Origin of the sequence: Streptococcus suis, assembly GCA_022354845.1 — a bacterium.
Taxonomy (GTDB): Bacteria; Bacillota; Bacilli; order Lactobacillales; family Streptococcaceae; genus Streptococcus; species Streptococcus suis_AA.
On sequence record CP031970.1, the window covers coordinates 134,067 to 146,293 of the forward strand.

A 12,227-nucleotide genomic window follows, 5' to 3' on the forward strand; every position below is an offset into this window, starting at 1 on the left:
TAATCAGCGTGCTAGCAAAAAAGGAGAGTTCTTGATGTCACATATAGCAGACTTACGACATGTTTTTCATCAGTTAGAATACTTGAGTGAAAAGATTGCAAAACACTATGGTGTTGAGCATTTGGCTGGTCCGCAGGGTCATGTCTTACACTTTTTAGGTGATCATATGGATAAGGAAATTTTTGTAAAGGATATTGAAACTGAACTGAAAATATCTAAGTCTGTCGCCAGTAACTTGGTTAAGCGTATGGAAAAAAATGGCTTTGTTCAAATCATTCCATCTGTGGTTGATAAGCGTTTTAAGCAAGTTGTTTTGACACCATTGGGTCAAGAGAAGTTGCAACCATTAAGGGAATGGCACCAAGAAATGTCGGAATCACTTTTTAGGGGAATCCCTCGGGAAGATTTTCAATCAATGATTCGGCTGATTCATCAGCTGGAGGAGAATATTAAACAGTATAAGGAGAATAATGATGTTTAAAAATGCAATTCTACGCTACAAGTGGCATGCATTGACGTCGGTTGTGCTAACATCCATTGTTGTTATTACAACACTTTTGCAACCAAGTTATCTCAAAGATGTCTTGACGGCAGTTTTGTTAAATGATCAAGATGAGATTTTTCGGGTTGGGAAAATTCTTTTAGTGATTGCCGGAATTGGTTTGCTTGCTGGACTCGCAAATACAATTAATGCAGCAAAAATTGCCCAAGGAGTATCTGCGGATATTCGAGAAAATACCTTCCGAAAAATTCAAAGTTTTTCATATGCGAATATCGAAGAGTTTAATGCTGGTAATTTAGTTGTCCGAATGACAAATGATGTTACGCAAATTCAAAACCTGACCATGATGCTTTTCACTATTTTATTACGCGTGCCGTTGCTATTTATCGGGGCATTTATTATGGCTGTAAGAACCTTACCAGAACTTTGGTGGATGATCATTGTCATGGTGATTTTGATTGTAGCCATTATGGCCATTGTGATGGGACAAATGGGACCACATTTTGGAAAATTTCAAACTTTGATGGATCGTATGAATAGGATTGTCAAGGAAAATCTTCGTGGTATTCGGGTGGTAAAATCATTTGTTCAAGAAAAAAATCAATACGATAAATTCAAAGAAGTTTCTAATGAACTTCTGGATTTAAATATTTTTATTGGATATGGTTTTTCAATTCTACAACCATTGATGATGTTTATCTCCTACATGGCTATCTTTGCATCTCTCTATCTTGTTTCAGGGATGGTAGATACAAATATAGAAGCGGTTGGGGGATTCACTTCATTTATGAGTTACCTGATGCAAATCATGTTCGCAATCATTATGACGAGCTTTATGGGAATGCAGGCATCTCGTGCAGCTATTTCGATTAAACGGATTGCAGAAGTCTTAAATACCGAACCAGCTATGACCTTTGTAGATGTTCCAGACGAAGAATTAAATGGAAGTATTGTTTTTGATAATGTAACATTTACGTATCCACATGATACAGAGCCGACATTAAAAAATATTTCATTTGAGATTGAGCCAGGACAGATGGTTGGCGTCGTTGGTGCTACAGGTGCAGGTAAATCAACTTTAGCACAACTGATTCCTCGTCTCTTTGATCCACAAGAAGGGAGTATCTTTATTGGTGGTCGTGATGTTAAGGAAGTTAATAAAAACACCCTTCGAGATACGGTCTCGATTGTATTACAAAAGGCTATTCTTTTCTCTGGAACAATTGCGGACAACCTGCGACAGGGTGCTCCAGGAGCAGACTTACTCCGCTTAGAACGCGCAGCGGGGATTGCTCAAGCAAAAGAATTTATAGATCGCCTAGATGAAACCTATGAAAGTAAAGTCGAGGAACGGGGGAATAACTTCTCTGGGGGTCAAAAACAAAGGATTTCGATTGCACGTGGTGTGATTGGTGAGCCGAAGGTACTTGTTTTGGATGATTCGACTTCAGCCTTAGACGCCAAATCTGAGAAGTTGGTTCAAGAGGCTTTAAACCATGAATTAAAAGCGACAACAACGGTCATTGTTGCACAGAAAATTTCATCAGTGATTAAAGCAGATAAAATCCTTGTACTTGACGAAGGACGTCTGATTGGGGAAGGGACACATGCTGAACTGGTAGCAAACAATGCTGTTTACCGCGAAATATATGAAACTCAGAAAGGGAGAGAAGAATAGATGAAGACTTTACGTTTTTTCTGGTTTTATTTTAAACGCTATAAATTGTCTTTTGCTGTTATTTTTCTGGCAATCGTGGCAGCTACTTATTTACAAGTAAAAAGTCCGGTTTTGCTTGGGGATGCGATTGCAGAGATGGGCAAAATAGGTCAAAGCTATGCTGTTGCTAAGCAAATGGGACAAATTGGTTTTGAAGCGGACTACTCAGATTTTAATAGTATTATGTCCAAACTCTTTCTAGCCTATGCTATGACAGTTATTGCCAACTTAATTTACAGTTTGCTCTTTACTCGTATTATTGCCAACTCTACAAGCCGTATGAGAAAGGGTCTTTTTGGGAAATTAGAACGATTGACTATTGCGTTTTTTGATCGCCATAAAGATGGTGATATCCTTTCTCGCTTTACCTCTGATTTGGATAATATTCAAAATACTTTCAACCAATCATTGACACAGGTTATGACCAACGTAGCCTTATACATTGGTTTGATTATCATGATGTTCCGACAGGATGTTCGATTGGCTTTAGTGACGATAGCTTCAACACCAGTTGCCTTACTTGCTTTAATAGTAATCATTCGTTTGGCTCGAAAATATACCAATCTTCAGCAAGTTGCAGTTTCCAAATTAAATGCCTACATGGATGAAAAAATTTCTGGTCAAAAAGCGATTATCGTTCAAGGTGTCCAAGAAGAAACCATTGATGGCTTTTTAGAGCTTAATGAGGAAGTTCGTCGTACCACCTTTAAAGGTAGATTATTTGGGGGTATCTTATTCCCATTTATGAACGGGATGAGCTTGGTTAACACTGCGATTGTTATTTTTGTCGGTTCAACTATAGTCCTTAATGATAGTTCGTTAGAGGCGGCCGCTGCACTAGGTTTGGTTGTTACCTTTGTTCAATATTCTCAACAGTATTATCAACCAATGATGCAGATTGCTTCAAGTTGGGCAGAGCTACAGTTGGCTTTCACTGGTGCTCACCGGGTTCAAGAAATGTTTGATGAGACCGAAGAGGTCCGCCCTCAAAATGCACCCTTGTTTACCGAATTAAAGGAAGGTGTTGAGATTAAGAATATCGATTTTGGTTATTTACCAGGTCAAAAAGTGCTTAATAAAGTTTCTATCTCGGCACCTAAAGGGAAAATGATAGCCGTCGTTGGTCCAACAGGGTCAGGTAAGACAACAATCATGAACCTTATTAATCGTTTTTATGATGTAAATGGTGGAAGCGTAGAGTTTGACGGCCGTGATATTCGTGAATATGATTTGGATAGTTTGCGAAATAAAGTCGGTATTGTATTGCAGGAATCAGTGCTTTTCTCTGGTACCATTGCGGATAACATTCGATTTGGTAATGATGATATTTCACAAGAAATGGTTGAAACTGCCGCACGTGCTACCCACATTCATGATTTCATTATGAGTTTGCCAGAAGGGTATGACACTTATGTAACGGATGATGAAAATGTATTTTCAACAGGTCAGAAACAGTTGATTTCCATTGCCCGTACATTGTTGACAGATCCACAAGTATTGATTCTGGATGAAGCAACGTCTAACGTTGATACCGTGACTGAAGCTAAAATTCAAAAAGCTATGGAGGCCATTATTGCAGGACGGACCAGCTTCGTCATTGCCCACCGCCTTAAAACCATCCTAAATGCAGATGAAATCATTGTATTAAAAGATGGTCAAGTCATTGAACAAGGAAACCATAGTGAGTTACTCAAACTCAATGGCTTCTATGCTGAACTCTATCACAACCAGTTTGTGTTTGAATAATATATAGAAAAATAAACAGCCAAGATAAGCAGACCACAATCCTTAAACGTTTAGGACGTGGTTTATCTTGGCTGTTTTTGTGGTAGGCTTACTGCTCAATATGGTTGGTTTTGGTTTGATTGAGCCAAGCGTAGGCGATACCGATAAAGAGACCGGCTCCGAGCCAATTCCCAAAAAAGACCACAATCCATTGACGAAGGATATTGCTCATATTGAAGGCTTCGACATTGCTTCGAGTAGCGTTAAAAGCTAGGAGCATGAAAGATGCGAAATTGGCGATCAGATGCTCATTGATGAGGAAAACGAACATAAAAATGGAGGAAATGATGACAAAGAACTTAGCAGACTGTTCTTTGATGAGCATGATGCCAAGGATTGCCATATTTACAAACATATTAGCCGTGATTCCTTCAATAAAATTGCTCCAGTCAGATTTTCCAAGTTTGATGGTAACGGCATTGATGACAAAGCTCTTATCAGAGAGATTGAGGTAGGAGAAGGACTGATTGAAGAGCCAGGCTAGAATAGTAGCGCCTACAAAGTTAAAGAAAGTACAGTATAGCAGCATCTGTGTCACTTTTTTCCAGGTAATTTGCTTATAGTAGGTACCAGTTGTGAGATACATCATGTTAGATGTGGCTAACTCACCACCAAAAATAAGAACAAAAACCAGCCCAATAGCAAAGATGAAGGTAAGGACAAAGCGCGACAAACTTGGAAATTGACTGGCAATAACGTCTGCTCCTATAATACCGACAGCTGTTGACATAGTCAGGTAGGCTCCTGCATACATAGAACGCAAGGCATAGCGGCCTAGACTTTCGTCAAAAAGGTCTTCTTTTTTGAAACTGCAGCTGAAATTTTTTCTTGAAATGGTGACATAGGAACTCCTTGTGAAATCATTATCAATGTTTTGTTTGAAAAATATAGTGGGAAGAGTTCTTCCCACTATATGTGAACGATTAGTGAGCGGATGCACCAGAATCTGCATCTGTCGGTGTGGAAGTAGCAGGGGCACTACCAGCATCTGATGCACCAGAGGTTGCGTCAACATGTGCAGGAGCTGCGGCAGTTCCCGAACCACCAACCAAGCGTTGACCAGTAGCTTCAAGATACCAATCTAGCCATGGTTTGATATTAAAGATAATTTCATTGATACCGGCGTAGGATCCGTCAGGATAGTACATAGCTTGGTAGTTGTGGGTGTTGATAATTTCAGCAGGGGTACCGGGTACAATGGTACGAACATATTCCTGGTTACCATTACGCAAGGTACCGACAACCCATTCAACATTCTTCATACGGGCAGGAGGTAGCGTACCGTGGACAGTTGACAGGCGATTTCCTACTTGAGCAAGTACCCGTTTACCCAACATGGTATCAGGTTCTTGGTGACTATTGTTGTAGTAGAGGAACTGGTTATTATCATCTGCATAGGTCAATTCAAATGGCATCGCATTGAGGAACATATTGAGTTGGTTAACGGTCAACAGACCATTGTCCAGTTTAACATAGGTGTCTCCCTCAACTGCGTTAACCAATTTAGAAGCTTTTTCTAGCCAATCTGGATCATCGGGATCCACACCAGTGATGGTCGTTGCGATTGGTTTGGTACAGTCTAAATCTTCTGGTGCGATTGGTTTTGGTTTTTTCAATTTGGATACAACACCGACATACTTGATAAAGTTGTCTAGACAGCTTTCTAAGAATTTCACGGTGCCTTCATTGATGATATTGCCCTTATCGTCAAAAGCTTCTTTGGCCTTACCAAGGAGGAATTCATTACCTGGTAGTGTGTAAGCATTGACACCTGGTGCATCTAAAATTTTCCGTAGGTGAACTTGGGCACGAGAAGTTCCTTGATCGTAGTAAGATGCCCCGACAATCATAACTGGTTTATTTTCGAATGGGTGCAAATTAAAGCTGAGCCATTCCAGAGTACTCTTAAGGGCAGGGGTAATGGTATGATTGTGCTCAGGGGTAGCAATAATGACCCCGTCAGCACGGTTGATTTTGTTGTAAAGGTATTGAATTGCAAAACAATCAGACTGGTCTTCGTCCTGATTGAACATTGGAACATCTTTGATTTCCAAAAGTTCTAGTCCAAACTTCACTTTAAAGTGGCGTTGAATGAATTGCAATAGCATGCGGTTATAAGATTGATCTGCATTTGATCCAACAATTCCGACAAATTTCATAGTATATTCCTCTCTTACAGGTTTTCCCACTCGAAGTTTTCAGCTTCTTTTTGGAGTAATTTTTTTGCGTTAGACAGCTTGCTAGTCATAGTGACAAAGAGGCGGAAGTCATCAAAGATGGCATCCAGTTTTTGACTAGTTTCTAAATCAATGAGCTCCCCATTAGCATCAAAGGCTTGCAAGGAATGTGACAATAAAAATTCATCTGGCAAGACAGTGGCCTTGAGTTCAGGAGCGTTGAGAATTTGACGTAGCTGTAGTTGGGCACGAGAGGAACCAAGTGTTCAATAAGAAGCACCAGTTATCATAACTGGTTTGTTTAATAGTGGATAGACACCGTATGATACCCAAGCAAGGGCATTCATAAGGACAGCTGGAATAGAGTGGTCATATTCGGGAGTTCCGATGATGACTCCGTCAGCAGCCTCAATTTTTGCGACCAATTCTTTGACAATTTCTGGTAATTCTCGCTTGGCTGGTTTATTGAAGATTGGGAGTTCCTTGATTTCAACCAGTTCGATATCTGCCTTATCAGCGAAGTGTTGTTCAATGTACTGCAAGAGTTTGCGGTTGGTTGAGCGAGCGGAGTTTGTTCCGACCAGTCCTAGAAGTTTCATAGCGTCTTCCCTCTTTCCTAAATTTGGTACCTTTATCGTACCCGTTTATCCAATAAAATACAAGCGTTTTCTAAAAATGTGATAAAATTGTTCAAAAATTCACGAGTTCTTTTGGTATAATATTAGTATGCAGACAATATTCTATCTAGTATTTGGTTTTGTTAGTTTGATGGTTGGTGTCATTGGGATTGTTTTGCCGATAGTTCCGACAACCCCTCTTTTACTTTTAGCTGGTTTTTGCTTTGCGAGAAGTTCAAAAAGGTTTGAAAAATGGCTACGCAATACAAAAATTTATCAATTTTACGTAGCTGATTACGTTGAGACCAAATCCATTTCCTGCAAACGGAAAAAGCAAATCATCTGGCAAATTTACTTACTCATGGCAATTTCTATCTGGCTGGCTCCTATTTTATTGGTCAAAATGGGACTGGGACTATTAACAATCTTCATCACTTACTATTTGTTTTTGGTCATACCGGAGAAATAAAGTCAGATTTGAGGGTTGAACATCGTCCTCAAGGATGGAAAAGAGATTGAGCAAGGCAACCATAGCCAGCTCCTCAAGCTCAACGGCTTCTACGCCGAACTCTACCACAACCAGTTTGTGTTTGAATAAAGTTGAAAACCCCAGCCACTAGGTTGGAGTTTTGCTTTTAGCCTGCGAATAAATTATAATAGAGAGCGTATTATGCATGAAGAAATTGAAGGGAAACTACTATGAAAATCCGTGGATTCGAACTGGTCAGTCAGTTTACAGATGAAAACTTATTGCCAAAACGTGAGACAGCTCATGCAGCAGGTTATGACCTGAAAGCTGCGGAGAGGGTCAGCTTGGAGCCAGGCGAGATTAAGCTGGTTCCAACAGGTGTAAAGGCCTATATGCAGGCCAATGAGGTCCTGTATCTCTACGACCGCTCGTCCAATCCTCGCAAGAAAGGCTTGGTTCTGATTAACTCGGTTGGAGTTATCGACGGCGACTACTACGGCAATCCAGCCAATGAAGGTCATATCTTTGCCCAGATGCGAAACATCACAGAAGAAACCGTTGTGGTGGAAGCTGGCGAGCGAATCGTACAGGCTGTTTTTGCCCCCTTCCTTTTGGCTGACGGCGACCAGGCCGACGGCGTTCGGACAGGTGGATTTGGCTCGACAGGGAAATAGATTACTATGCAGATTCTCTTTGTGCGGCATTCCGAGTCCAATTACAGTATGTTTGACCAGCATGATAATCCCCGGCTGTATGCAGGTTTTGGACGGGATTTGGCTCCTTTAACTGAAAAGGGGCGGACTTTAGCTCAGGAAATTGCTAGTAATCCTATCTTTTCCCAAGCTCAAGTAGTCGTCGCTTCAAGCGTCACAAGGGCCTTGGAAACTGCGACCTACATTGCTCAAGCCCAGCAACTACCTCTTCTGGTCGAACCCTTTTTTCATGAGTGGCGACCAGATATGACGGGGCAAAATGCCAGTCAAGATGAGGCTGTCTTGGCTCATCGATTATTTTTTGGAAAATGGCGGAGCGGTTCCCGAGTCTTCTCCTGCTCGCTATGAGACTGCTGCGGAAATGAAAGAGCGATTTTTACAGGCCCTTGAAAAATACCAAGCCTATGACCGACTTGTTATCGTCTGTCACGATATGCTGATACGCCAGTTTGTTCCCAAAGTAACTTTAGCCTACTGCGAAATCCTAGAATACACTCTATAGGAGGAAATCATCATCGCTAAGAAAAAAACAACCTTTGTCTGCCAAAATTGTGAATACCATTCGCCCAAGTATCTGGGCCGTTGCCCCAACTGTGGCTCCTGGTCTAGCTTTGTCGAGGAAGTTGAAGTCGCTGAAGTCAAGAACGAGCGGGTTAGCCTGACAGGTGAGAAGACCCGTCCAATGAAACTCAATGAAGTTTCCTCCATTCAAGTGGCTCGCACCAAGACCAACATGGAGGAGTTTAACCGTGTCCTCGGTGGCGGTGTGGTGCCAGGGAGTCTGGTCCTGATCGGAGGCGATCCAGGGATTGGCAAATCCACCCTACTCTTGCAAGTTTCAACACAGCTTTCGACCATTGGTACCGTCCTCTATGTGTCCGGGGAAGAGTCTGCCCAGCAGATTAAGTTGCGGGCGGAACGTTTGGGCGACATCGACAGCGAGTTCTATCTCTATGCGGAGACCAATATGCAGAGCATTCGGACCGAGATTGAAAAGATTAAGCCAGATTTCCTGATTATCGACTCTATCCAGACCATTATGAGTCCTGACATTTCTAGCGTACAAGGTTCTGTCAGTCAGGTCCGTGAAGTGACCAATGAACTCATGCAAATTGCCAAGACCAACAACATTGCAACCTTTATCGTCGGTCACATGACCAAGGAAGGAACCCTGGCTGGACCGCGGACCTTGGAGCATATGGTAGACACCGTTCTTTATTTTGAAGGCGAGCGGCAGCATACCTTTCGTATCTTGCGGGCGGTCAAAAACCGCTTTGGCTCCACCAACGAAATCGGCATTTTTGAAATGCAGTCACAGGGTTTGGTCGAAGTCCTCAATCCTAGTGAGGTCTTTCTGGAAGAGCGTTTGGACGGGGCGACAGGCTCTGCTATTGTCGTGACCATGGAGGGCACCCGCCCTATCCTTGCGGAAGTGCAGGCTCTGGTGACCCCGAGCATGTTTGGCAATGCCAAGCGGACCACGACAGGCTTGGACTTCAACCGTGCCAGCTTGATTATGGCGGTTTTGGAAAAACGGGCAGGCCTGCTCCTCCAAAACCAAGATGCCTACCTTAAGTCAGCTGGCGGTGTCAAACTGGATGAGCCAGCTATTGACCTGGCGGTCGCAGTTGCCCTTGCCTCCAGTTACAAAGATAAGCCAACCAACCCACAAGAGTGCTTTATAGGCGAGATTGGCCTGACAGGTGAAATCCGCCGTGTCAATCGGATTGAGCAACGGATTAACGAAGCCGCTAAATTGGGCTTTACCAAGGTCTATGCTCCTAAAAATTCCCTGACCGGTATCAAGGTGCCCAAGGAAATCACGGTTATCGGCGTGACAACAATTGGCGAAGTTCTGCAGAAAGTGTTTAACTAATAAAAATATTCGGGAGTAACAGATTGTCGCTCCTTTTTTTGCGACAAATACAAAAGAATGTGTTAAGCTAGAAGTAGTTATTGTCTGAAGATTTCAGAAATTCTCATCGATTTAGGAGGAATTATGTCATATTTTGAACATTTTATGCAAGCTAATAAAGCGTATGTTGATTTACATGGAGATTATCACTTACCATTGCGTCCCAAGACTAGGGTGGCCATTGTAACTTGTATGGATTCACGTTTGCACGTAGCGCAGGCACTTGGTTTGGCATTAGGGGACGCACACATTCTGCGGAATGCGGGTGGGCGAGTGACGGACGACATGATTCGTTCTTTAGTCATTTCCCAGCAACAAATGGGAACGCGTGAGATTGTTGTCCTACATCATACGGATTGTGGAGCTCAGACCTTTACGAATGAAGACTTTGCACGCCTTATTCATAAGGAATTGGGTATAGATGTAACGGGACAGGATTTCTTGCCATTTACAGATGTAGCAGACAGTGTTCGTGAGGACATGGAATTGCTTCGTAAATCTCCACTAATTCCAGAGGATGTTGTTATCAACGGTGCTGTATATAACGTGGATACAGGTGTGATGACAGAAGTTAAATAATGCGAGGGAATCTGTTTGCTCAGATTCCTTTATTTTTTTGTAAATATGCTTGACAGTTCTCCTACTTAGCTGTAGAATTGTGTTATAAAAGTAATACAAATGAAGTTGAAAATGATTTGGTTTGTTTTAGCTTGTTTTTGGTTTATTATAGCTATCTTGTGGTTAACAGGAACTTTTCGTAAAAAATAGGAGGCAACTATGTCAGATAATCGAATGAAATACACGATTGATAGTAATATGCAATTTCCTTTAGTAGAGATTGCTTTGGAAGCTGGTGAGTCAGCTTATATCCAGCAGGGAAGTATGGTTTACCACACGCCAAGCGTAACATTGAATACTAAGCTCAATGCGCGCAGTGGTTCTGGTTTTGGTAAACTCATGGGAGCTATCGGTCGCTCCATGGTATCAGGGGAATCCATGTTTATCACCCAAGCAGTTTCGAATAGTAATGACGGAAAAATAGCTTTGGCTCCTTCTACTCCTGGACAGGTCATTGCCTTAGAACTTGGAGCTCAACAATATCGCCTAAATGATAGTGCATTTCTTGCTCTTGATGGTTCTGTTCAGTATAAGATGGAACGTCAAAGTGTAGGTAAAGCTTTCTTTGGTGGTCAGGGTGGTCTCTTTGTTATGACCACTGAGGGTTACGGTACTCTTTTAGCAAATGCCTTTGGTTCAATTAAGAAAATTGAGTTAACAGGTGGTAGTATTACAATTGATAATGCGCATGTCGTTGCTTGGAGCCGAGAACTAGATTACAATATCCATATGGAAAATGGTTTCTTGCAATCAATTGGTACAGGTGAAGGGATTGTCAATACATTCTCAGGTTACGGTGAAATCTATGTACAAAGTTTGAATATTGAAACCTTTGCTCAAGTTATCGGTAATCATATTGTCCGTACAGGTGGCGACGGTGGTGGTGGTAGCACATCACTTCTTGATGCGATTTTTTAAGAAGTTAATACTGAAATATCCAACATAAAAGTAAGTCCCTCGTGTAAAGCAAGGGATTTTTCTTTATTCATTTCTACCACTTACCTCTAATTTGTAACCACTTACTGAAATGCCCTTGTATTCCCCGGATTGCCTGTTATAAAATAGGAGTATCAAAAGTAAAGGAGGGTTTATGAAAGTTAGGATTGAATTTGATGACAGCTTAGATCAGGTTGAAGTTATCATTCTTTGCGGGAAATATTTTGGGGTCCTCTTTGGTCTTTACCTTGTTCAAAAAGACCAGCATGGTTACGCTTGAAGTGGCAGCTACTTTTTCTCTATTGGGGGTATTTGTAGGGATGTTGACTCACCAATTGCCTCTCAACCTATTCTTTTTAGCGACTATGGGAATTGGTTTCGGAGCAAGTGGTCCAAAATTTAATGCAAAATTTGTCAATTCCATGCCAGAGGAGCAGTTGGGAACTATAGGAGGTGGTGTTTCCACCTACTTCATGTCGGGTCAAGCTCTATTTCGGCTGGTTGTATCTGGTTTAGTCTTGCTATTATCAGTTGATCAGATTAGCTGGATTTTCTTGAGTGCAAGTGGCTTTTTAGCCTTATATGTTATCTACTGGCTTATCAGAAATCAAAAAACACCTCAAAATCAGTCTGTATAGGCTGATTTTTCTGTTTTCTTACTCATATCTGTGCTATAATGTTCTTGATTGTTACTCTGCGAAAATCAAATTCAGGCATAGTTGACTTGATGAGGGACAAGCCCTAGTTGAGCTTGTCAGACTGCTACTTGAAAAGAAAA

10 protein-coding genes and 3 pseudogenes are annotated in these 12,227 nt (G+C 41.7%); 10 read left to right on the plus strand and 3 right to left on the minus strand.

The window, feature by feature from the left end; translation table 11 throughout:
* Window positions 1-34 precede the first annotated feature (34 nt).
* Genes D2A30_00740 through D2A30_00750 form a run of 3 tightly spaced genes read left to right on the plus strand, consistent with a single transcriptional unit; the run spans window position 35 to window position 3,965 of the window.
* Window positions 35-481 (plus strand): MarR family transcriptional regulator, encoded by a 447-nt coding sequence (locus tag D2A30_00740; protein ULL20256.1) that lies wholly within the window; start codon window positions 35-37, stop codon window positions 479-481.
* On the plus strand, window positions 474-2,180 hold the full coding sequence (locus D2A30_00745) for an ABC transporter ATP-binding protein (protein ID ULL20257.1): 1,707 nt from the start codon (window positions 474-476) through the stop codon (window positions 2,178-2,180). The genes D2A30_00740 and D2A30_00745 overlap by 8 nt, the downstream gene beginning before the upstream one ends.
* Window positions 2,181-3,965, plus strand: a complete 1,785-nt coding sequence (locus D2A30_00750; GenBank protein ID ULL20258.1) for an ABC transporter ATP-binding protein — start codon at window positions 2,181-2,183, stop codon at window positions 3,963-3,965.
* A gap of 88 nt (window positions 3,966-4,053) precedes the next feature.
* On the opposite strand, the gene D2A30_00755 is transcribed toward D2A30_00750, so the two are convergent.
* The 3 genes and pseudogenes from D2A30_00755 to D2A30_00765 all read right to left on the minus strand — a co-directional run bounded on the left by D2A30_00755 (window position 4,054) and on the right by D2A30_00765 (window position 6,780).
* On the minus strand, window positions 4,054-4,956 hold the full coding sequence (locus tag D2A30_00755; GenBank protein ID ULL20259.1) for a formate transporter: 903 nt from the start codon (window positions 4,954-4,956) through the stop codon (window positions 4,054-4,056).
* Window positions 4,928-6,163, minus strand: a complete 1,236-nt coding sequence (locus D2A30_00760; protein ID ULL20260.1) for an NADPH-dependent FMN reductase — start codon at window positions 6,161-6,163, stop codon at window positions 4,928-4,930. Before D2A30_00760 ends, D2A30_00755 begins: the two co-directional genes overlap by 29 nt.
* Window positions 6,164-6,177: 14 nt before the next feature.
* Window positions 6,178-6,780, minus strand: a pseudogene (locus D2A30_00765) (NAD(P)H-dependent oxidoreductase).
* Window positions 6,781-6,907: 127 nt separating this feature from the next.
* Here D2A30_00765 and D2A30_00770 point away from each other — a divergent pair.
* The 7 genes and pseudogenes from D2A30_00770 (at window position 6,908) to D2A30_00800 (ending at window position 12,087) form a co-directional block, all read left to right on the plus strand.
* Window positions 6,908-7,267, plus strand: coding sequence for a DUF454 domain-containing protein (locus tag D2A30_00770; protein ULL20261.1), 360 nt, complete (start codon window positions 6,908-6,910; stop codon window positions 7,265-7,267).
* 230 nt (window positions 7,268-7,497) lie between these two features.
* The gene (locus D2A30_00775) at window positions 7,498-7,941 is read left to right on the plus strand and encodes a dUTP diphosphatase (protein ID ULL20262.1); all 444 of its coding nucleotides are present in this window, start codon (window positions 7,498-7,500) and stop codon (window positions 7,939-7,941) included.
* Between the two features lie 6 nt (window positions 7,942-7,947).
* A pseudogene (locus tag D2A30_00780) lies at window positions 7,948-8,482 on the plus strand (histidine phosphatase family protein).
* A gap of 6 nt (window positions 8,483-8,488) precedes the next feature.
* On the plus strand, window positions 8,489-9,856 hold the full coding sequence (gene radA, locus D2A30_00785; GenBank protein ULL20263.1) for a DNA repair protein RadA: 1,368 nt from the start codon (window positions 8,489-8,491) through the stop codon (window positions 9,854-9,856).
* 123 nt (window positions 9,857-9,979) lie between these two features.
* Window positions 9,980-10,474, plus strand: a complete 495-nt coding sequence (locus D2A30_00790) for a carbonic anhydrase (protein ID ULL20264.1) — start codon at window positions 9,980-9,982, stop codon at window positions 10,472-10,474.
* Window positions 10,475-10,672: 198 nt separating this feature from the next.
* Entirely contained in the window at window positions 10,673-11,431 is a 759-nt protein-coding gene (locus tag D2A30_00795; GenBank protein ID ULL20265.1) for a TIGR00266 family protein, read from the plus strand.
* Window positions 11,432-11,655: 224 nt separating this feature from the next.
* A pseudogene (locus D2A30_00800) lies at window positions 11,656-12,087 on the plus strand (MFS transporter).
* The last annotated feature ends 140 nt before the right edge of the window (window positions 12,088-12,227 follow it).

Coding starts and splice junctions, on each gene's coding strand:
- D2A30_00740 (ULL20256.1), top strand. CDS start 35: ATGTCACATATAGCAGACTTACGACATGTTTTTCATCAGTTAGAATAC.
- D2A30_00745 (ULL20257.1), top strand. CDS start 474: ATGTTTAAAAATGCAATTCTACGCTACAAGTGGCATGCATTGACGTCG.
- D2A30_00750 (ULL20258.1), top strand. CDS start 2,181: ATGAAGACTTTACGTTTTTTCTGGTTTTATTTTAAACGCTATAAATTG.
- D2A30_00755 (ULL20259.1), bottom strand. CDS start 4,956: ATGCAGATTCTGGTGCATCCGCTCACTAATCGTTCACATATAGTGGGA.
- D2A30_00760 (ULL20260.1), bottom strand. CDS start 6,163: ATGAAATTTGTCGGAATTGTTGGATCAAATGCAGATCAATCTTATAAC.
- D2A30_00770 (ULL20261.1), top strand. CDS start 6,908: ATGCAGACAATATTCTATCTAGTATTTGGTTTTGTTAGTTTGATGGTT.
- D2A30_00775 (ULL20262.1), top strand. CDS start 7,498: ATGAAAATCCGTGGATTCGAACTGGTCAGTCAGTTTACAGATGAAAAC.
- D2A30_00790 (ULL20264.1), top strand. CDS start 9,980: ATGTCATATTTTGAACATTTTATGCAAGCTAATAAAGCGTATGTTGAT.
- D2A30_00795 (ULL20265.1), top strand. CDS start 10,673: ATGTCAGATAATCGAATGAAATACACGATTGATAGTAATATGCAATTT.